Below are 20,596 nucleotides of genomic sequence, written 5' to 3' on the forward strand. Positions count from 1 at the left end.
CCCGGCCGCCGCGCGTGGTTGTCCCCGGGGGGGGGGGGGGGGGCGGCGGGGGGGGGGGGGGGGCGCGCGCCCCCCCCCCCCCCCCCCCCCCCCGCCCCCCCCGGTCGCCTCGCGCAAGCGAGGCGAAACCTCGGGTTCTCTTCCGGCCGCACCGCCCGGTCATTGCCCATTGACATCGCCGCGTGGGGATCGCACGCCAGAGCCATGGCACCTGACCCCATACCGTTCGACCGCGACCGGCTGGTCGCGATGACCGGTCTCGACTACCTGCATGCAATGCTGGCCGGTGAGGTTTCGCCGCCGCCGATCTGGGCGGTGATGGGGCTGCGGCTGGTGCGGGTGGAACCGGGCGCGGTGACCTTCCACGCCGCCCCGTGCCGCGAGCATGGCAATGTCACGGGCACGATCCATGGCGGCTGGTACGGCACGCTTCTGGATGCGGCGATGGGGTGTGCGGTGATGACGACCGTTCCGGTGGGCGCCACCCATGCGACGCTGGAATACAAGGTCAACGTCACCCGCGTCGTCCGTCCGGGCCTGCAGGTCGAGGCGGTGGGCCGGGTCCAGCATGGCGGGCGGCGCACCGGGGTCGCCATGGGCGAGGTGCGGGGGCTGGCCGATGGCAAGCTTTACGCCACCGGGTCGACCACCTGTATCGTGCTGGAGGGGTGAGGCCCCTCAGCCCATCGTGATGACGACCTTGCCGGTCGCCTTGCGTGCGCGCAGCAGCTCCAGCCCCTCGGCCGCGCGCTCCAGCGGCAGGCAGTGGCTGACATGGGGTTTCAACCGTCCCTCGGCATACCAGTCGAACAGCCGGGCCAGGCTGCCGGTCAGCACCTCGGGCCGGAAGGCCAGGTAGCCGCCCCAGTAAAGCCCCATCACGGTCAGGTTCTTCACCAGCAGGTGGTTGGCCTTGATCTGCGGCACGTCCCCGCTGGCGAACCCGATCACCAGAAGGCGGGCCTCGGGGTTGCAGGCACGCATCGCGGCGGTGAACAGCTCGCCCCCCACCGGGTCATAGACGACATCCGCGCCGCCCAGCGCCAGCACCGCCTCGCGCAGGTCGTCCGCGTCGCTGTCGATCAGGTGGTCGGCGCCGGCATCGCGGGCGACGGCCAGCCGGTCCGCCCCGCGGGCGCAAGCGATCACCGTGGCGCCCATCCGCTTGCCGATCTCGACCGCCGTCAGTCCGACACCGCCCGCCGCCCCCAGCACCAGCAGCGTTTCGCCCGGCTGCAGCCGCGCCTTGTGGTCCAGCGCGACGTGGGACGTGCCATAGGCCACCTGGAAGGCGGCCGCGTCCTCGAACGGCATCGCCTCGGGCAGCGGCACGCAGCGCGCGGCCGGGAAACAACCCGCCTCGGCCAGCCCGCCCGCGCCCGCGAACACCGCCACCCTGCGGCCCATCAGGGCGGGGTCCGCGCCCTCTCCCAGCGCCTCGACCGTGCCGGCCAGTTCCATGCCCAGCGTGACGGGAAGGGGCGGGCGCTCCTGGTAGCGCCCCTCGATCATCAGCAAATCCGCGAAGTTCAGCCCGCAGGCCGCGATGCGGACCCGTACCTCGCCCGGGCGGGGGTCGGGCAGCGCAACGTCGTCAAGCTGGGGCGGGGCTCCGAATTCGGCGATGCGGAAGGCGCGCATGGGCCGGGTCTCCTCGTGGGGGGTGATTCCGCGGCGAGGGTAACGGGCACGGAAACCGGGCGCCAGCGGGCGAATTTCGCAATATGCAAAAGTTTCAGTCGCGTTAACATTTGCAAATTGCGAAGCATTCGGCGGATTTTTGCGCTCTGCAACCCCCGCGCGAGCGTGAGTCGGCCTGCTTTACCGGGGATTAAGTGCTTTCGGTGGATTTCCCGAAAATATTTTCCTATCTTCCGCAAAGGCTTGGTGGGAATATGCACGCAGTCGCAGCCGCCGACCATAATTTGGCACGCAACTTGCTTTATGATGGGTGTTAGAGGAGTTCACCGATGAAACACCCTGTAGACGTTCATGTTGGCAAACGGATCCGACATCGCCGCTGGATGGTTGGCATGACCCAGCAGCAACTGGCCGAGAAGGTCGGGATTAAGTTCCAGCAGATTCAGAAATACGAAACCGGCATGAACCGGGTCAGCGCGTCCCGCCTTTGGGATATCGCCGATGCGCTCGATGTGCCGGTCAGTTTCTTCTTCGAAGGGCTCGACGGCAAGTCGGCCGAGGTCGCGGGGCAGGGCATGCCCGACGATCTTCTGTCCGACAAGGAAGCGCTGGAACTTGTGCGGTCCTACTACGCGATCCCGGAAAATCAGCGGCGCCGTCTGTTCGAGCTGGCGCGGGTGCTGAGCGACGTCGCCTGACGCCGGCGCTTGACGGGACCCGGCCGGGCGGATAGCGCCCGGGTCAAGGGGCCATGCGCCCCCGTCCCGCAACGCCGCCCGGAGGCAGAATGCCCCATTTCGACGCCGAAGACCTGATTGCCACCGCCCATGCGCTGGCCGATGCCGCGCGTGCGGCGACGCTTGCCCATTTCCGGGCGGCGGCTCTGGGCGTGGAGAACAAGGCCGCGGCCGGGTTCGACCCCGTCACCCTGGCCGATCGCGAGGCCGAGGCGGCGATGCGCGCGGTCCTGGCCGCGCGTCGCCCCGACGACGCGATCCTAGGCGAGGAACTGGACCATGTCGCGGGCCGCAGCGGGCTGACCTGGGTGATCGACCCGATCGACGGCACCCGCGGGTTCATGTGCGGCACCCCCACCTGGGGCGTACTGATCGCAGTATCCGACGAAACCGGGCCGATCCTGGGCGTCATCGACCAGCCCTATATCGGCGAGCGGTTCGTCGGCGGGCTTGGCCTGGCCGAGTTCGCGGGGCCGGCCGGGACGCGCCCGTTGGCCGCGCGCGCCCCCCGCCCGCTGGCCGAGGCATCGCTGTTCACCACCTTCCCCGAGGTCGGCACCCCCGAAGAGGGCCGCGCCTTTGCCGCGCTGGCGCAACGCGCCCGGCTGACCCGTTACGGCATGGATTGCTATGCCTACGCGCTGGTGGCGCTGGGCCAGGTCGACCTGGTGGTCGAGGCGGGGCTGAATTCCTATGACATCCAGGCGCCCATCGCGGTGATCGAGGCGGCCGGGGGGGTCGTCACCGACTGGCAGGGCCGCCCGGCCCATGGCGGCGGGCGGGTGATCGCGGCGGCCAACCGCGCGGTCCATGCCGAGGCGCTGGAGGTGCTGGCCGGGGTGGAGGGCTAGGCGATGGGGCATGTGCTGATCCGCGGCGCCGACCTGATCGTCACGATGGATGACGACCGGCGCGAACTGGCCGGGGCCGACCTGCGCCTGCGCGGCGGCGTGGTGGCCGAGATCGGCACGGGGCTGGACCCGGACGGGGCCGAAATCGTGCAGGCCCAGGGCTGCCTGGTGACGCCCGGGCTGGTGAACACGCACCACCACCTGTCGCAATCCCTGACCCGCGCGGTGCCCGGCGCGCAGGATGCGCTGCTGTTCGGCTGGCTCAAGACGCTGTATCCGATCTGGTCGGGCTTCGGCCCCGAGGAATTCCGCGTCTCGGCGCGGGTGGCGCTGGCCGAACTGGCGCTGTCGGGCTGTAGCATGTCGTCCGACCACCAATACCTGTTTCCGAACGGCGCGCGGCTGGACGACACGATCGGCGCGGCGGTCGAGGTCGGCATCCGGTTCCACGCCACCCGCGGCGCCATGAGCATCGGCGAGTCCAAGGGGGGCCTGCCGCCCGATGCCCTGGTCGAGGACGAGGCCGCGATCCTGGACGATTGCATCCGGGTGATCGACGCGTTTCACGACGCGCGCGAGGGGGCCATGGTGCAGGTGGCCGTGGCGCCCTGTTCGCCCTTCACCGTCAGCCGCGAGTTGATGCGCGATGCGGCGATCCTGGCGCGCGACAAGGGCGTGCGCCTGCATACCCACCTGGCCGAGAACGACGAGGACATCGCCTATTCGCTGGCGCATTACGGCTGCCGTCCCGGCCAATACGCCGAGGAACTGGGTTGGACCGGCGACGATGTCTGGCACGCCCATTGCGTCAAGCTGGACGGCCGGGAAATCGCGCTTTTCGCCCAATCGGGCACGGGCGTGGCCCATTGCCCCTGTTCCAACTGCCGCTTGGGATCGGGCATCGCGCCGGTGCGCGCCATGCGCGATGCCGGCGTGCCGGTGGGGATCGGGGTCGACGGATCGGCCAGCAACGATTCCGGCAACCTGGTGGCCGAGGCGCGGCTGGCCATGCTGTTGCAACGCGTCGCGTCCGGCGCCGATGCGATGAGCGCGCGCGAGGCGCTGGAAATCGCCACGCGCGGCGGGGCCGAGGTTCTGGGCCGGTCCGATTGCGGGCAACTGGCCGTGGGCAAGCGCGCCGACGTGGCGATCTGGGACATGGGCGGGATCGAGGCGGCGGGCAACTGGGACCGCGCCGCGATCCTGTTGGCCGGGCCCACCCGCGTGCGTGACCTGTTCGTCGAGGGCCGCCAGGTGGTGCGGGGCGGGCACCTGGCCACGCTGGACCTGGCCTGCGCGATCGAGGCCCAGACCCGTCTGGCCAGGCAGCACGCCGGCGCCTGAGAAACCGCCCCGCGGTTGCGCGTCGGCCCTGTCGCCCGCCCGCCGCATTGGCTAGACTTGGCCCGAGACAGGCGACGGCAGGGCTGGGCATGACGGAAGAGACGGTAGAAACCGCCGCCCCCGAAGAAGAGGGCTATGGGCTCGACAATCGCAGGGTGTCGGCGATCCTGCTGGCCGTGGCCGCGGGCGATACCGTGCGGCTGGGCGAATTGCTGGAACCGCTGCACCCCGCCGACATCGCCGACCTTCTGGAACAGGTCGACAGCGGGCGGCGGCGCGAGATCCTGCTTCTGGGCAAAAGCTTTTTCGACGGCGAGGTGCTGTCGGAACTGGACGAAAGCCTGCGCGAGGAGGTCATCACCTTCCTGCCGCCCGAGGTCCTGGCCGAGGCGGTGCGCGAGCTGGAATCGGACGACGTCGTCGACCTGCTCGAGGACCTGGAGGCGCCCCAGCAGGAGGCGATCCTCGACGCGCTGGAGGATACCGACCGCGTCGCCGTCGAACAGGCGCTGACCTATCCGGACTATTCCGCCGGCCGCCTGATGCAGCGCGAGGTGGTGCGCGCCCCCGAACACTGGACCGTGGGCGAGACCATCGACCATCTGCGCGCCCACAAGAAGACGCTGCCCGACCAGTTCTACCACGTCATCGTGGTCGATCCCGGGATCCGGCCGGTGGGCTATGTCACCCTGGGCAAGCTCTTGTCCTCGAAACGCTCGGTCAAGCTGACCCGGCTGTTCGAGGACAGTTTCCGCACCATCCCCGTGACCCAGCCCGAATCCGAGGTCGCCTATGCCTTCAACCAGTATCACCTGATCTCGGCCCCGGTGGTCGACGATGGCGGGCGGCTGGTCGGCGTGATCACCATCGACGACGCCATGAACGTGCTGGACGAAGAGCACGAGGAAGACATCCTGCGCCTGGCCGGGGTGGGCGAGGGCAGCCTGAACGACCGCGTGGTCGAAACGACGCGCCAGCGGTTCCCGTGGCTGTTCGTCAACCTACTGACCGCGATCGTCGCCTCGCTGGTGATCGCCCAGTTCGAAGAGGCCATCGCCCAGGTCGTGGCGCTGGCCGTGCTGATGCCGATCATCGCCTCGATGGGGGGCAACGCTGGCACGCAATCGCTGACGGTGGCGGTGCGGGCGCTGGCGACCAAGGATTTGACCGGCTCGAACGTCTGGCGGGTGGTGCGCCGCGAGGTGGCGGTGGGGCTGGTGAACGGCGCGGTGTTCGCGGTGGTCATGGGCCTGGTGGGGCTGGTCTGGTTCGGCTCGGCGACGCTGGGCTGGGTGATCGCGGCCGCCATGATCATCAACCTCGGGGTCGCGGCGCTGGCGGGCATCCTGATCCCTGTGACGCTGGACCGGTTCGGCATCGACCCGGCGCTGGCCTCGGGAACCTTCGTGACCACGGTGACCGACGTGGTGGGCTTCTTCGCCTTCCTCGGGCTGGCCTCGGCGGTGCTGCTGTGAGCGATGACAAGGCCGCGCTGCGCGCCGCGGCGCAGGCGGCGCGGGACGGGGTGCACGACCCCGACCGCGGCGCGGCGGCAACCGCCCGGCTTGTCGAGATCCTCGCCCCCCATCTTGGCCGCCCCGCCGCGGGCTACATGCCGATGCGCAGCGAAATCGACCCGTTGCCCGCGATGGCGGTGCTGGCCGCCCGCGGCCCGGTCGGCGTGCCGGTGATCCTGGCCCATGCCGCGCCGCTGGCCTTTCACCTGTGGACCCCGACCTCTGCCATGCGTCCCGGGCCGTTCGGCGCACGGGTGCCCGAGGCCGGTGTGCCGATGCGACCCGAGGTGCTGATCGTGCCGCTTCTGGCCTTTGACCGGACGGGCGCGCGGCTGGGCTATGGCGGCGGCTTCTACGACCGCACGATCGAGGCCTTGCGCGCCCATGGCCCGGTGCTGGCCATCGGGTTCGCCTACGCGGTGCAAGAAGTGGCGCGCGTGCCGGTCGAGCCGACGGACCAGCGTCTGGACGCGATCGTGACCGAGCACGAGGTGATCCGCGTCGCGGTGTGACGGGCGAGAGGCCCCCGCAAGAGGGGGCTCTGCCCCCCGTCCTTCGGACGCCCCCCGGGATATTTGCGGCCAGAAGAAGACCCGGCCTGTCTTTTGCCCGGTGAAAGTATTCCGGGAGGCGCCATCGGGCGCCATCGCTCCGAGCGACAGGGCGAGGGGCTTTGCCTGCCACGCGCCGTCGCGACCGGTCCATCTTGCCCTTTTGCGCGCGGGGCCCTAGGGCTGGCGGCATGAAGCTTTTGTTCCTGGGAGATGTCATGGGCCGGGCGGGCCGCGACGGGGTGGCCGCGCGCCTGCCCGCGCTGCGCGAGGCCTGGGCGCTGGATTTCGTCGTGGTCAACGGCGAGAACGCGACCTCGGGGGCGGGGATCACGCCCGCCCATGCCCGCGCCCTGCTCGACGCCGGTGCCGATTGCCTGACGCTGGGCGATCATGCCTTCGACCAGAAGGACATGCTGACCTTCATCGAGCAGGAACCGCGCGTTCTGCGCCCGCTGAATTTCGCGAAGGGTGCGCCGGGCAAGGGCGCGCGGCTGTTCCAGGCCCGCGGTGGGCGCAAGGTTCTGGTGGCGCAGGTTCTGGGGCAGGTGTTCATGAAGCGGCCTTTCGACGATCCGTTCTCGGCGATCGAGCCGGTGCTGAAATCCCACCCCCTCGGCGGGCTGGCCCAGGCTGCGATCATCGACATGCATTGCGAGGCGACGTCGGAAAAGATGGCGATGGGCCATTTCTGCGACGGGCGCGCCAGCCTGGTCGTCGGCACCCATACCCATGTGCCCACCGCGGATGCGCAGGTCCTGCCCGGCGGCACCGGCTATCTGTCGGATGCGGGCATGTGCGGTGATTACGATTCTGTCATCGGCATGGAAAAGGCCGAGCCGATGCGCCGGTTCATCACCGGCATGGCCAAGGGCCGCTTTACACCGGCGATGGGGGCGGTCACGCTGTCGGGGGTCTATGTGGAAACCGACGACCGCACCGGGCGCGCCATGCGGATCGCCATGGTCCGTGATGGCGGCCGGCTGGAACAGTCCGGCCCATGACATCCGGCCAGCGCGGCAACGCGCTTTCGGCCCCGCGCCGGTTCATGCATCGTGGGGCATGCGCAGGCGGGGTGTGACGTTGCCCGCGATCCGCTCTTTCGGCATGCGGTGAAGGGGCGCGAACCTTCCGGGGCTGTTTTGCACGGCCCGGCAGGCCCTTGTGCCGGCGCGGCGGGGCGCTAAACATGTCCGGTGATGCCGCGAAAGGGCCCCAGATGATCGCGCTTCCGCTTTCTCCCACCGGTATGGCGGTCTTGTCGCTTGCCGTGGTCGCGACGATGTTCGTTCTGTTCCTGCGTGAACGTTACCCCGCCGAGGTGATCGCCATCGCGGGGGCCACCGTGATGCTGGTTACCGGCATCCTGCCCTACGAGACGGCGCTTCAGGTCCTGGCGAACCCCGCGCCCTGGACCATCGCGGCGATGTTCCTGGTGATGGGGGCGCTGGTGCGCACGGGCGCGCTTGACTGGGTGACGCAGGCGGCCGAGCGCAACGTCCGCCTGCGCCCGAAACCCGCGATTGCCGCGTTGATGGCCTTTGTCGTGGGCGCCTCGGCGATCGTGTCGAACACGCCGGTCGTGGTGGTGATGATCCCGGTTTTCGTGCAGCTTGCACGCAGCCTGGGCGTGTCGGCCTCGAAACTGTTGATCCCGCTGTCCTACGGCGCGATCCTGGGCGGCACGCTGACGCTGATCGGCACCTCGACCAACCTTCTGGTCGACGGGGTGGCGCGCAGCCACGGGCTGGCGCCGTTCACCATCTTCGAGGTGACGCCGCTGGCCATCGTTCTGGTGGCCTGGGGGATGCTGTATCTCTGGCTGTTCGGGCGGCGCCTGTTGCCCAACCGCGACAGCATGGCGGACCTTCTGTCGGACAAGTCGCGGATGAAGTTCTTTACCGAGGCGGTGATCCCGCCCGACAGCAACCTCGTCGGCCGCGAGGTTCTGGGCGTGCAATTGTTCAAGCGCGAGGGCGTGCGGCTGATCGACGTGATCCGCGGCAACGAATCGCTGCGGCGCAACCTGGACGGCGTGACGCTTCAGGTGGGTGACCGGGTGGTGCTGCGCACCCAGGTGACGGAACTGCTGTCGCTGCAGCGCAACAAGTCGCTCAGGCGTGTCGACCAGCTTTCGGCGGTGGAAACCCAGACGGTCGAGGTGCTGATTTCGCCGGGCTGCAAGATGATCGGCCAGACCCTGGGCGAGCTGCGGCTGCGCCGGAAATACGGTGTCTACGTGCTGGCCGCGCACCGGCGGAACCAGAATATCGGCCGCAAGCTGGACGACCTGGTGGTCAAGGTGGGCGATACGCTGCTGCTGGAGGGCGCGCCCGGCGACATCAAGCGGCTGGCCGGCGAACAGGGGCTTGTCGACATCTCGCATCCCGCCGGGCGCGCCTATCGCCGGGCGCATGCGCCGATCGCCATCGCCGCGCTGTTCGGCATCGTGACACTGGCGGCGCTTGGCGTGGCGCCGATCCTGGTGCTGTCGATCCTTGCGGTCGCGGTGGTGCTGCTGACCCGCTGCATCGATGCCGAAGAGGCGTTCTCCTTCGTCGACGGGCGCCTGCTGGCGCTGGTCTTCTCGATGCTGGCGGTGGGCGCGGCGCTGGAAAGTTCGGGCGCGGTGCGGCTGATCGTCGAAGGGGTCGCGCCCTGGATGGGCGGGCTGCCGCCCTTCTTCGTGGTCTGGGCGATCTACCTCTTGACCTCGGTGCTGACCGAGATGGTGTCGAACAACGCGGTGGCCGTCGTGGTCACCCCCATCGCCATCGGGCTGGGCCAGGCGCTGGGGGTCGATCCAAGGCCGCTGGTCGTCGCGGTGATGATCGCGGCCTCGGCCAGTTTCGCCACGCCCATCGGCTATCAGACCAACATGATGGTCTATGGCCCGGGCGGCTATCGCTTCACGGACTTCCTGCGCGTGGGGATCCCGCTGAACCTGAGCATGGGGTTGCTGGCCTCGGCGCTCATCCCGCTGCTCTGGCCGCTCTGATCGCGCGGGACTGTTGCGCCTGGGTGTGGGTTTCGCCTTGGCTGTCGCCAAGGCGACCGTCTGGGGGGCCTTGCCCCCCAGACCCCCCGGGATATTTTCGGCCAGAAGAAGGGACGGTACCTTTTTATTGGCTGAAATCCGCCGGGGGCCTGCGAAGGACCGGGGCAGAGCCCCCTGCCATCCGAAGCGGGGGTCGGTTCACCCGCACCGCGCTGCCCGTGTGACGGTCAGCGCGATGCGCGGCCGGCCCGGCTGTTCGGGCGGCGTTCAGGCCTTGTCGGCCAGGGCCTTGCACCAGGCTTCCATTTCCTTGGTAGCGATTTCCATGGGCGGTTCCATGAACGAGATGTGGAAACGGTCGCCCAGGTCCGCCACGCCGATCGACCGCGGCCGGACCGCCAGCACATGCGCGTTCGGCAGCGCGATGCCGAAGCAGAACACGATGTTTTTGGCGTCCTTGATCTCGGGGGCGATGGTGCCCTCGATCGCGCAGGTATGGCTGTAATGGTCGAAGGTCGCGATGAAGGCGACCTTGGGGTGGGCGTCGATCTTCGCCTTGAAGGCGGCGATGATGTCGTCGACGCTGCCGCAGCTGGTTTCCGACTTCGGCAGGTCCATGTCGAAGACGGGGTATTTCTCCATCAGAAGGGTCTGTTTCATGTCCGTTCCTGCATGGGGGTGGGGCGGGGCCTTGCCCCGCGGGATGGCGCCTGCCTAGCCGATCGGGCGGGGCCTGTATGTGACCTAATCACCGGGCGCGCAGCCGCAGCACCAGCCACAGCGCCGCCCCCAGCGCCAGCGCGCGATGATAGCCCCAGGCCGCCCAGATCAGGAACAGAAGCGTGAAAAGCGCGAAAAACCCCGTCACCAGGAACGGGCGGGTGTAATCCTCGACGCGTTTCACAGGGCGGTCCGACATCCGCCTATCCTGCCACGGAATCGGCCCGTCGCGAGGAAAAACCTGCCTCAGCCGCGCGCGGCCTCCAGCGCGCGGGGCAATTCCTCGGCCAGCACGTCCAGCTGATCCCCGGGTCCGGCCGAGATGCGGATACAGCGGTCGAGCGGCGCCACCCCGGGCATCCGCACGAAAACGTCGCGCGCGGCCAGTTCGGCCAGGACCCGGCGCGCGAAATCGCCATCGGCGCCGCAATCGACCGTGACGAAATTGGTGGCCGAAGGCAGGGGCGTCAGCCCGTTCCCGCGTGCGATCTCGGCGATGCGGTCACGCGCGGCGCTTACCCGTGCACGCACCTCGGCCAGCCACGCCCGGTCGGACAGCGAGGCCAGCGCGCCCGCCTGGCTGATCCGGCACATGCCGAAATGGTTGCGCACCTTGTCGAACGCGGCGATCAGCGGCGCGGCGGCGATCGCATAGCCCACCCGCGCGCCCGCCAGCCCATGCGCCTTGGAAAAGGTGCGGAACCGGATCACGCGGGGGTCGTCGGCGGCGATCGGCGGCGCGGTGCCCGCGGGGGCGAACTCGATATAGGCCTCGTCGAGGATCATCAGCGTGCCGTCCGGCACGGAGTCGATCATCGCCTGCACCCGCTCCGCCGGATGCCAGCTGGCCATCGGGTTGTCGGGGTTCGACAGGTAGACCAGCTTCGCGCCGACCGCGCGCGCCTTGGCGATCAGCGCGTCCGGGTCCTCGTGATCGCCGGCGAAGGGCACCTTGTGCAGCACCCCGCCATACCCCTCGACATGGTAGTTGAAGGTCGGATAGGCGCCGGCCGAGGTCACCACCGCATCGCCCGGGGCCACCAGCATCCGCACCAGATAGCCCAGAAGCCCGTCGATCCCCTCGCCGACCATGACGTTTTCAGGGGCGACGCCCAGGTCCTCGGCCAGCGCCACGCGCAGGTCGTGGTTCTGCGCGTCGCCGTATTTCCACGCCTCGCGCGCGGCGTCCTGCATCGCGGCAATGGCCCGGGGTGAGGGGCCGAACAGGCTTTCGTTCGCGCCCAGGCGCGCGCGGAACGGGCGGCCGCGGGCGCGTTCCTGCGTCTCGGGGCCGACGAAGGGCACGCTTGCGGGCAGCCCGGTGACAAGGTCGGTGTAACGGGGTCCGGTCATGGCCGCGACCAAAGCCGAAATCGCGGGATCGGGCAAGGGGGCGGTCTTGCGGGCGGGCGCCCCCCTGCCTAGGCTCGCCCGGCCGAAGGAGAGTTCACCATGACCGCACCCCAGTTCCTGACCACGCCCCAGGGCCGCCGCCTGGCCTATCACCAAAGCCCCGGCGCCGGGCCGGGGGTGGTGTTCCTGGGGGGCTTCATGTCCGACATGGAGGGCACCAAGGCCGTCCACCTCGCGGCATGGGCGCGCGCGCAGGGCCGGGCCTTCCTGCGGTTCGACTATTCGGGCCACGGGCAAAGCGCGGGTGCCTTCGCGGACGGGTGCATCGGTGACTGGGCGGCGGATGCGGCGGCCGCGATCACCGCGCTGACCGAGGGGCCGCAGGTGCTGGTCGGATCGTCGATGGGGGGATGGATCGCGCTGTTGCTGGCGCGCGCGATGCCAGACCGCGTGGCGGGCCTGGTGGGCATCGCGGCCGCCCCCGATTTCACCGAGGACAGCATGTGGGCGGGTTTCACCCCGGCCCAGCGCGCCGAGGTCCTGGATCGGGGCCGGATCGAGATCCCGACCGACTATGGCGACACGCCCTACACGATCACCCGGCGGCTGATCGAGGACGGGCGCGAGAACCTGGTGCTGCGCGAGGCCCTGCCGCTGCCCTTCCCGGTGCGGCTGTTGCAGGGAACGGCGGATGCGGATGTCGACCTGTCGGTGCCGCTGCGCCTGGTCGAGCATGCCGAGGGTGCCGATATCCGGCTGACCCTGGTCAAGGGCGCCGATCACCGGTTTTCCGAGCCGGACACCCTGGCGCTGATCGAAACCGCGATTTCCGAGGTCCTGACGCGCTGAACCTCGCTTGTACTTTTTCGACATGACGGGACAAAAACGGCGCTATATCACGCCGCCACGCCCGGGCGTCTTTCACTTTCCCGACAATCGGGCCTTCTTCTTGGTCCAAATACCCCTGCCGCCGCGCGGGGGCGCGCTCAGACGGTGCGCAGGCGCGCGCGGCCCGATCCGGGCGTGCCCGAATTCGCGTCGATGAAGTCCAGCACCAGCGGACGGATGTTGTTGCGCCAGCTCTTGCCCGCGAAGATGCCGTAATGGCCCGCGCCCGGTTCCAGGTGGCTGGCCTTCTTCTCGTCGGGCAGGCCGGTCAGCAGGTCCAGGGCGGCGATGCATTGCCCCGGCGCCGAGATATCGTCATTCGCCCCTTCGACGGTCTTGACCGCGACATCGGTGATCGCCGCGATATCCACCCGGCGGCCATCCACCTCGAAGACGTTCTGCGCGATCTCGCGCCGCTTGAACACGCGTTCCACGGTGGACAGGTAGAATTCCGCGGTCATGTCCATCACCGCCAGGTATTCGTCGTAGAATCGGTTGTGCTTGTCGTGGTCGGCGGCCTCGCCCTTGGCGGCGCGCAGGATCTGTTCGGAAAAGGCGCGGCTGTGGCGGTCGCCGTTCATCGACATGAAGGAGGCAAGCTGCAACAGGCCCGGATAGACCAGCCGCCCGACGCCCTGGTACTTGAAGCCGACCCGCTGGATCGCAATCTGCTCCAACTGGCCCATGGTCACGCGGCGGCCGAAATCGGTGACGTCGGTCTTGGCGGCATCGGGGTCGATCGGCCCGCCGATCAGCGTCAGCGAACGGGGCTGCGCGTCGGGATCTTCTGCGGCCAGATAGGCGGTCGCGGCCAGCGCCAGAGGCGCGGGCTGGCAGACCGCGATCACATGGGTGTCAGGGCCGAGATGGCGCAGGAACTCCACCAGGTACAGCGTGTAATCCTCGACATCGAACTTGCCCGCAGACACCGGAATATCGCGCGCGTTGTGCCAATCGGTCACGAACACTTCACAATCGGGCAGTAGGCTTGCCACGGTCGAGCGCAGCAGCGTGGCGTAATGCCCCGACATCGGCGCGACCAGCAGAACCCGGCGGGCCTTGGGGGGGCGGCCGTGCACCTGGAACTGGATCAGGTCGCCGAAGGGGCGTTCGACCACCTTCTCGACCGACACGATGTGATCGCGCCCATCGGCGCCGACCACGGTGTTGATGTTCCAGTCGGGCTTGGCGACCATGCGCGCGAAGGTGCGCTCGGTTACCTCGCCCCAGGCGGCGACCAGCTTGAAGAACGGGTTGGGGACCATGCTGACCGCGGGGTAGGAGCCCAGCGCCTGCGCGGTCGCGCCCAGCCACTGGTTCGTGGTGCGCGCCGTTTCCATCAGGTCGTAGGTCGCCATGTATTTCATTCGCCGCTCCTTTTCCGATACAGTATCGGACACGCAGGGACAGCCCGCGCCGATCGAGCCCGGCGATGCTGCGCCTGCAAAAGTAGGGGGGAAACCGCGTCGTGACAACTGAAGATCAAGCGCCGGCTACGAATCTGGTCAAACTGAACGAAAACCTCGGCAAGCTCGAGGCGCTGACCGAGCGGCTGATGACGGCGATGTCCCGCAAGCGCCGGATCGACCCCAACCTGCAGGGGCCGGGGCACGATCTCTACATGAAGGCCGCCGCCGCCTACATGACCGAGATGATGCGCAACCCCTCCAAGCTGATCGAGCACCAGGTCGCCTACTGGGGCAAGTCGCTGAAGCATTTCGTCGAGGCGCAGGAGGCGCTGGCCCGCGGCAACCTGCGCGCGCCCGAGGACAACACCCCGCCCGATCCGCGCTTTGCCAACCCGCTGTGGCAGACGCATCCCTATTTCAACTACGTCAAGCAGCAATACCTGATGAACGCCGAGGCGATCGCCAACGCGGTCAAGGGGGTCGAGGGCCTGTCGCCCAAGGATGCCAAGCGGCTGGAATATTTTACCCAGCAGATCGTCGACCTGATGTCGCCGGCGAATTTCCTGGGCACCAACCCCGAGGCGCTGGAAAAGGCGGTGGAAACCGATGGGCAATCGCTGGTCGACGGGCTGGAAAACCTGGTGCGCGACATCGAGGCCAATGACGGCGAGATCCTGGTGACGCTGGCCGACCGCGAGGCGTTCAAGGTGGGCGAGAACCTTGGCACGACCCCGGGCAAGGTGGTGTTCCGCAACCGCCTGATGGAACTGATCCAGTATGCGCCCAGCACCGAAAGGGTGCATGCCACGCCCCTGATCATCTTCCCGCCCTGGATCAACAAGTTCTACATCCTGGACCTGAACGCCCAGAAATCCTTTATCAAGTGGGTGGTTGACCAGGGCTATACGGTCTTCGTCGTCTCATGGGTGAACCCCGACGCCAGCTATGCCGACATCGGCATGTCGGATTACGTCGAAGAGGGCTACCTGACGGCCATCGAACAGGCCAAGGCGATCTGTGGCGAGGACAAGGTCAACGTCATCGGCTATTGCATCGCGGGCACCACGCTGTCGCTGACGCTGGCCTTGATGCACAAACGCGGCGACAAGTCGATCCGCTCGGCCACCTTCTTCACCACGCTCACCGATTTCTCGGACCAGGGCGAGGTGGGCGTGTTCCTTGACGACGATTTCGTCGACGGGATCGAACGCGAGGTGAACCAAAGCGGCTATCTCGACAGTTTCTTCATGTCGCGGACGTTCTCGTTCCTGCGTTCGAACGACCTGATCTACCGGCCGGCGATCCGCAACTACATGATGGGCGAACGCCCGCCCGCCTTCGACCTGCTGTTCTGGAACGGCGATTCGACGAACCTGCCGGGCAAGATGGTGGTCGAATACCTGCGCGGGCTTTGCCAGTCGGACCGGTTCGCCCGCGACGGGTTCGAGATCTGCGGCGAGACGGTGCGGATTTCCGAGGTCAAGGTGCCGCTCTGCGCGGTGGCCTGTGAAACCGACCATATCGCGGCCTGGGCGTCCTCCTACGAGGGCATCCGCAAGATGGGCAGCCGGGACAAGACCTTCATCCTGTCGCAGTCGGGCCATATCGCGGGAATCGTGAACCCGCCCAGCAAGAACAAGTACGGCCATTACACCAACGAGGCCCCGCTCAAGGACACCCCCGCCGAGGCCTGGCGCGCGGGGGCCGAGTTCCACGAAGGGTCCTGGTGGCCGCGCTGGGATGCCTGGCTCAAGCGTCGTTCGGGCAAGCAGGTGCCCGCCCGAATCCCCGGCGAAGGTCCGCTCAAGGCGCTGTGCGATGCCCCAGGAACCTATGTCCTGGCCGGGAAACCCGTTTGAATCCAATGGGGTGATGGAAAAATGCTGCGCCGCAGCAAAAAATCTTGAAATGCTGCGGCGCGGCACGTATCTTTCTTGTCAGCAACACAGCAGACGGGCACGGCGCCCGGAACAGGAGAGACCCCCATGGCTGACACCCAAGATTTCACCAAGATGATGCAGGACATGATGTCGGCGTTCTCGATGGACCCGACCGCGATGCAGGACGCCTTCAAGACCCAGGCGAGCCTGGCCGAGAAAATGTCGAAAGTCGCCCTCGAGGCCGCCGAGAAATCGACCGAGATTTCGGCGAAATGGACCAAGGACACCCTGGCCAAGTTCGGCGAAGTCGCCACCGTCAAGGACGAACCCACCGACTACACCAAGTCGCTGACCGATTTCGCGTCTTCCTCGGCTGAAATGGCCGCCGAGAACATGGCCGCCTTCGCCGAAGTCGCCAAGAAGGTGCAGATGGAAACCGTCGAGCTGATGCTGGCCGCCGGCAAGGATTTCAGCCAGGACGCCACCACCGCGATGAAAAAGGCCACCACGACGGCGACCAAGACCGTCAAGAAGGCCACCACCGCCGCGGCGAGCTGATCAGAATTTCGAATTGACCTCGACTCCTCCTCCCTGTCGAATGGTCAATGACTGGGGCGGGCCTCGTGCCCGCCCTTTCTTTTTGCGATTGCAGCGCATAAGCTGCCCGGCGCTGCAATTGCGGCATTGCCATCGAGGGAGGGCCAGCACGTGACCGACGCGAAAGAGCCGTTGCTGATAAAACGCTATGCCAGTCGCCGTCTCTACAACACGGAGACAAGCGATTACGTCACGCTGGAAGACATCGCCAAGGTCATCCGCGAGGGGCGCGAGGTCAAGATCGTCGACCTGAAAAGCGGCGATGACCTGACCCGGCAATACCTGCTGCAGATCATCGCCGAGCACGAGAGCAAGGGCGAAAGCGTGCTGCCGATCAACGTGCTGACCGATCTGGTGCGCAGCTATACCACCTCGGCCCATTCGATCGTGCCGCAATTCCTGGCGCAAAGCTTCGAGGCGCTGCGCGAAAGCCAGTCCAAGATGATGGAGAACATGGGCCGGATGAACCCGATGGCCGCGGCGGCCATGCCCGGCTTCGAGGCGATGAAAGCCCAGCAAGAGGCGTTTCTCAAGGCGATGACCGGCGGCTGGGCGGGGGGATCCGGGCCATCCTCCGACGCGGACGAGGACGGCGGCGACCGTGACGATCTGGACGATATCCGCCGCCAGCTTTCCGAGCTGCAGCAGAAACTGTCCAAAATGAACGGCTAGACGCCCAGCCGGTCGCGCAGCGCGAACCACGCCATCGCCAGCGCCAGGATCGGCGTGCGCAGGGCCGGGCCGCCCGGAAAGGGCGGGCAGGGCAGCGCGGCCATCGCTTCGAACCCCGCGCTGGGCCCGCGGCTGGCCTCGGCCAGCAGCCGGCCCGCCAGCGTGGCCAACGCCACCCCGTGCCCCGAATACCCCCCCGCCGACAGCACGCCCGGCGCGGGGTTGGACAGGTGCGGCAGGCGGTTGCGGGTGATCGCCAGCGTGCCGCCCCAGGCATGGGTCAACGGCACATCGGCAAGTTGCGGGAACACCTCCAGCATCGGCTTGCGCACCTTGGCGCGAAGATCGGACGGGAAGCGATAGCCATAGCTTTCGCCCCCGCCGAACAGCAGCCGCCTGTCGGGGGTCAGGCGGAAGTAATTCACCACGAACCGGCTGTCGGCCACCGCGATGTCCCGCGTGAGAACCGATGCCGCACGCTCGCCCAGCGGTTCGGTCGCCGCGATGAAATTGTTGATCGGCATGACCCGCGCCGCGACTTGGGGGGCCAGCCTGCCCAGGTATCCGTTCGCGGCCAGGATCACCTTGTCCGCCGTCACCCGGCCCCGGTCGGTGACCACCACGGGCCGGGCGCCCGGCTCGATCCGCTCGACCAGCGTGCCCTCGTGCAGGCTGGCCCCGGCCGTGGCTGCCGCGCGCGCCAGGCCCAGCGCGAAGGCCAGCGGGTTGAGGTGCCCCGCGCCCCAATCCACCACGCCGCCGCGATAGCCGGGCGCGCCCACCAGCGCCTGCATCTCGTCCCGCGTCAGCGGCTCGACCAGGTCGTATTCGTAATCGCGCAACAGCTTTTCGGCATAGCCATGGGCCTCGGCCACGCCGCGGTCGGACCATTCCGCATAGGCGATGCCGGGGCGATAGTCGCAGCCGATCCCGTGCGCCGCGATCAGGTCGGCGACCAGGGCCTTGGCGTCCTCCGCCAGGTGCCAAAGGCGCGCCGCCGGCCCGTCGCCCAGCATCCGCTCCAGCGCGTCCTGGTGCAGCCGCTGCCCCGATCCCACCTGTCCGCCATTCCGCCCCGAGGCGCCGAAGCCGACCCTGTGCGCCTCGACCAGCACCACGTCGGCGCCCGCCTGCGCCAGGTGCAGCGCCGCCGACAGCCCCGTATAGCCGCCGCCCACCACGCAGACATCCGCCCGCCGGTCGCCCGCCAGCGGCGCGAAAGGCGGCAGCGGCGGCGTGGTTTCGGCATACCAGCTGGCCGGATAGGCCCCGCGCGCGTCGTTTGCGAACAACAGGTTCATACGTTCAGCAACAGATGTTCGCGTTCCCACGGGCTGATGACCTGAAGGAACTCCTTGTATTCCAGGGATTTGACGGTTTCGTAGACGGTGCAGAACTCTTCGCCCAGCACCTGGCGCACGGCGGGCGCGGCGGCGAACAGGTCCAGCGCCTCGCCCACGTTGCGCGGAATCGATTCGTCGCCGGAATAGGCATCGCCCTTGAATTCCGGCTTCGGTTCCACCGCCTCGACCAGCCCCAGGTATCCGCAGGCCAGCGATGCGGCGATGCCCAGGTAGGGGTTGCAATCCATCCCCGCCAGCCGGTTCTCGACGCGCCGGGCCTCGGGTTCCGACACCGGCACGCGCAGCCCCGTGGTGCGGTTGTCGCGCCCCCATTCCAGGTTGATCGGCGCGGCGAAATCCGGGACATAGCGGCGATAGCTGTTCACGTAAGGGGCAAGCAGCGCGATCACCGAGGGCATGTGCGTCTGAAGCCCCGCGATGAAATGCAGGAAGGCCGCGCTTTCGCTGCCATCGGGCTGTGAAAAGATGTTCTGACCGGTCGCCGTCTCCACCACCGAATGGTGCACATGCATCGCCGATCCGGGCTCGTCCTCGATGGGTTTCGCCATGAAGGTGGCATAGCAATCATGCCTGAGTGCCGCCTCGCGGATCAGCCGCTTGAAGAAGAAGATCTCGTCGGCCAGCCGCACGGGGTCGCCATGGCGCAGGTTCATCTCGATCTGGCCGGCGCCGCCCTCCTGCAGGATCCCGTCGATCTCCAGGCCCTGCGCCTCGGCGAAATCGTAGATGTCGTCGATCACCGGGCCGTATTCGTCGACCGCGCTCATCGAATAGGCCTGGCGCGCGGCCGCCCGCCGGCCCGACCGGCCCATGGGCGGTTCGACCGGCTCGGCGGGGTTGGTGTTGCGCGCCACCAGGAAAAATTCCATCTCGGGGGCGACGATGGGTTTCCAGCCCCGCGCGTTATACAGCTCGATGATGCGTTTGAGCACGTTGCGCGGCGCGATCGGCACCGGGGCGCCGGCCTGGTCCTTGACGTCATGGACCACCTGAAGCGTCAGGTCCGCCGTCCAGGGCGCCGCGCTCGCGGTCGAGAAATCCGGCGTCAGGATCATGTCGGGCTCGGTGAACGCCTGGCCGGGAATGTCGGCCCAGTCCCCGGTGATCGTCTGCAGGAAGATCGAGTTCGGCAGGTAGAACCGGGTCTGGGTGGCGAACTTGGCCGCGGGCATCGCCTTGCCGCGGGCGATCCCGGCGATATCGGCGACGATGCATTCGACCTCGTCGGGTTTGCGGCCGTCGAGATAGGCGCCTGCCGCCTCGGGAAGCTGGTCGAGCCAGTCGGACATTGGGTTACCGCCTTTCGGTGAAGAAGCGCGCGATGCGCTCGGCCATCGCGGGGGAATCCGTGGTCTGGTCCAGCCGCGCGCGGGCGTCGGCCAGTCGGTCCTCGGGCACCACGCCAGGCCCGCGATGGGCCATCAGCCCCTCGATCATCGCGCGGCCGTATTCCGGGTGCGGCTGAAGCGAAAAGGCCCGGTCGCCATAGCGCAGCGCCGCATGGGCGCAGAAATCGCTATGGCCGACGGTCTCGGCCCCCTCGGGTGGGATGACAACCTGGTCCTGGTGCCAGGCGTTCAGGGTGCAGGTCCGGCCCTCGATCCGGTAACGCGTCGGCCCCACCGACCAGCCGCCCCGGAACTTCTCGACCCGCCCGCCCAGCGCCCGGGCGATGACCTGGTGGCCGAAACAGATGCCGACCACGGGGATGTCTGCCGCGACAGCATCGCGGATGAACGCCTCCAGCGGGGGAATGAACGGGTGGTCCTCGTAGACCCCGTGTTTCGACCCGGTGATCAGCCAGCCCTCGGCGGCCTGCGGCGAATGAGGAAAGTCCATGTTCTCGACATCCCAGGTGGTGAAGTCGAAGCCATGCCCGGCCAGCAGGCGCACGAACATGTCGGGGTAATCGCCAAGTGCCGCCCGAAGCGCGTCGGGCGCGTGGCCGGTCTGCAGAATGCCGATCTTCATGGGGGGATCCGTGGATTGTCCAGTGGCAAGGTAGCCAGCGTCCCGGGGCCGGGCAAGCCCCCTCGCACAGCGCGCACGGCGGACGCGGCACAGGGGGGCTCTG

The 20,596-nt window shown here is 68.1% G+C and carries 20 protein-coding genes; 12 read left to right on the forward strand and 8 right to left on the reverse strand.

Going from position 1 to position 20,596, the window contains the following annotated elements; all coding sequences use genetic code 11:
- Positions 1-204 precede the first annotated feature (204 nt).
- Positions 205-672, forward strand: a complete 468-nt coding sequence (locus tag EV662_RS08275) for a PaaI family thioesterase (RefSeq protein WP_132461693.1) — start codon at positions 205-207, stop codon at positions 670-672.
- Positions 673-678: 6 nt separating this feature from the next.
- On the opposite strand, the gene EV662_RS08280 is transcribed toward EV662_RS08275, so the two are convergent.
- Positions 679-1,641 (reverse strand): NADPH:quinone oxidoreductase family protein, encoded by a 963-nt coding sequence (locus tag EV662_RS08280; RefSeq protein ID WP_132461694.1) that lies wholly within the window; start codon positions 1,639-1,641, stop codon positions 679-681.
- Positions 1,642-1,970: 329 nt separating this feature from the next.
- On the opposite strand from EV662_RS08280, the gene EV662_RS08285 reads away from it, so the two are divergent.
- From EV662_RS08285 to EV662_RS08315, 7 genes are all read left to right on the forward strand, one after another.
- The gene (locus EV662_RS08285) at positions 1,971-2,339 is read left to right on the forward strand and encodes a helix-turn-helix domain-containing protein (protein WP_132461695.1); all 369 of its coding nucleotides are present in this window, start codon (positions 1,971-1,973) and stop codon (positions 2,337-2,339) included.
- Between the two features lie 89 nt (positions 2,340-2,428).
- Complete coding sequence (gene hisN, locus EV662_RS08290) at positions 2,429-3,229, forward strand: histidinol-phosphatase (RefSeq protein WP_132461696.1); 801 nt, start codon at positions 2,429-2,431, stop codon at positions 3,227-3,229.
- Between the two features lie 3 nt (positions 3,230-3,232).
- Positions 3,233-4,573, forward strand: a complete 1,341-nt coding sequence (locus EV662_RS08295) for an 8-oxoguanine deaminase (protein ID WP_132461697.1) — start codon at positions 3,233-3,235, stop codon at positions 4,571-4,573.
- Positions 4,574-4,662: 89 nt separating this feature from the next.
- Positions 4,663-6,048, forward strand: coding sequence for a magnesium transporter (gene mgtE, locus EV662_RS08300; RefSeq protein ID WP_132461698.1), 1,386 nt, complete (start codon positions 4,663-4,665; stop codon positions 6,046-6,048).
- Entirely contained in the window at positions 6,045-6,602 is a 558-nt protein-coding gene (locus tag EV662_RS08305) for a 5-formyltetrahydrofolate cyclo-ligase (RefSeq protein ID WP_132461699.1), read from the forward strand. The genes mgtE and EV662_RS08305 overlap by 4 nt, the downstream gene beginning before the upstream one ends.
- Positions 6,603-6,832: 230 nt before the next feature.
- Positions 6,833-7,645, forward strand: a complete 813-nt coding sequence (locus tag EV662_RS08310) for a TIGR00282 family metallophosphoesterase (RefSeq protein ID WP_132461700.1) — start codon at positions 6,833-6,835, stop codon at positions 7,643-7,645.
- A gap of 215 nt (positions 7,646-7,860) precedes the next feature.
- Positions 7,861-9,639 carry an SLC13 family permease gene (locus EV662_RS08315; protein WP_132461701.1) on the forward strand — a complete coding sequence of 593 codons (1,779 nt, stop codon included), beginning with the start codon at positions 7,861-7,863 and terminating at the stop codon, positions 9,637-9,639.
- Between the two features lie 267 nt (positions 9,640-9,906).
- Here the strand turns inward: EV662_RS08315 and EV662_RS08320 are convergent, their stop codons facing one another.
- From EV662_RS08320 to EV662_RS08325, 3 genes are all read right to left on the reverse strand, one after another.
- Entirely contained in the window at positions 9,907-10,299 is a 393-nt protein-coding gene (locus tag EV662_RS08320; protein ID WP_132461702.1) for a DUF6858 family protein, read from the reverse strand.
- 88 nt (positions 10,300-10,387) lie between these two features.
- Positions 10,388-10,558, reverse strand: coding sequence for a hypothetical protein (locus tag EV662_RS19505; RefSeq protein ID WP_165915556.1), 171 nt, complete (start codon positions 10,556-10,558; stop codon positions 10,388-10,390).
- A 47-nt stretch (positions 10,559-10,605) separates the two neighbouring features.
- Positions 10,606-11,712 carry a pyridoxal phosphate-dependent aminotransferase gene (locus EV662_RS08325; RefSeq protein WP_132461703.1) on the reverse strand — a complete coding sequence of 369 codons (1,107 nt, stop codon included), beginning with the start codon at positions 11,710-11,712 and terminating at the stop codon, positions 10,606-10,608.
- A gap of 99 nt (positions 11,713-11,811) precedes the next feature.
- Between EV662_RS08325 and EV662_RS08330 the strand changes: the two genes are divergently transcribed.
- The gene (locus EV662_RS08330; RefSeq protein WP_132461704.1) at positions 11,812-12,561 is read left to right on the forward strand and encodes an alpha/beta fold hydrolase; all 750 of its coding nucleotides are present in this window, start codon (positions 11,812-11,814) and stop codon (positions 12,559-12,561) included.
- A gap of 137 nt (positions 12,562-12,698) precedes the next feature.
- Here EV662_RS08330 and phaZ read toward each other — a convergent pair whose 3' ends face one another.
- A complete protein-coding gene (phaZ, locus tag EV662_RS08335; protein WP_132461705.1) occupies positions 12,699-13,967 on the reverse strand; it encodes a polyhydroxyalkanoate depolymerase in 1,269 nt (422 codons plus the stop codon).
- A gap of 101 nt (positions 13,968-14,068) precedes the next feature.
- Between phaZ and EV662_RS08340 the strand changes: the two genes are divergently transcribed.
- The 3 genes from EV662_RS08340 to phaR all read left to right on the forward strand — a co-directional run bounded on the left by EV662_RS08340 (position 14,069) and on the right by phaR (position 17,158).
- Positions 14,069-15,868 (forward strand): PHA/PHB synthase family protein, encoded by a 1,800-nt coding sequence (locus EV662_RS08340; RefSeq protein ID WP_425057002.1) that lies wholly within the window; start codon positions 14,069-14,071, stop codon positions 15,866-15,868.
- Between the two features lie 126 nt (positions 15,869-15,994).
- Positions 15,995-16,447: a phasin family protein gene (locus EV662_RS08345; RefSeq protein WP_132461706.1), complete on the forward strand. Its 453-nt coding sequence runs from the start codon at positions 15,995-15,997 to the stop codon at positions 16,445-16,447.
- 150 nt (positions 16,448-16,597) lie between these two features.
- Positions 16,598-17,158: a polyhydroxyalkanoate synthesis repressor PhaR gene (gene phaR / locus EV662_RS08350; protein WP_132461707.1), complete on the forward strand. Its 561-nt coding sequence runs from the start codon at positions 16,598-16,600 to the stop codon at positions 17,156-17,158.
- On the opposite strand, the gene EV662_RS08355 is transcribed toward phaR, so the two are convergent.
- The 3 genes from EV662_RS08355 to EV662_RS08365 are packed head-to-tail and all read right to left on the reverse strand — an operon-like array spanning position 17,155 to position 20,493.
- A complete protein-coding gene (locus EV662_RS08355) occupies positions 17,155-18,459 on the reverse strand; it encodes an NAD(P)/FAD-dependent oxidoreductase (protein WP_132461708.1) in 1,305 nt (434 codons plus the stop codon). The genes phaR and EV662_RS08355 overlap by 4 nt on opposite strands.
- Complete coding sequence (locus EV662_RS08360; protein ID WP_132461709.1) at positions 18,456-19,811, reverse strand: glutamine synthetase family protein; 1,356 nt, start codon at positions 19,809-19,811, stop codon at positions 18,456-18,458. Before EV662_RS08360 ends, EV662_RS08355 begins: the two co-directional genes overlap by 4 nt.
- A gap of 4 nt (positions 19,812-19,815) precedes the next feature.
- On the reverse strand, positions 19,816-20,493 hold the full coding sequence (locus tag EV662_RS08365) for a type 1 glutamine amidotransferase (protein WP_132461710.1): 678 nt from the start codon (positions 20,491-20,493) through the stop codon (positions 19,816-19,818).
- Between the last annotated feature and the right edge of the window lie 103 nt (positions 20,494-20,596).

Source organism: Rhodovulum marinum (assembly GCF_004343075.1).
GTDB classification, from domain to species: Bacteria; Pseudomonadota; Alphaproteobacteria; order Rhodobacterales; family Rhodobacteraceae; genus Rhodovulum; species Rhodovulum marinum.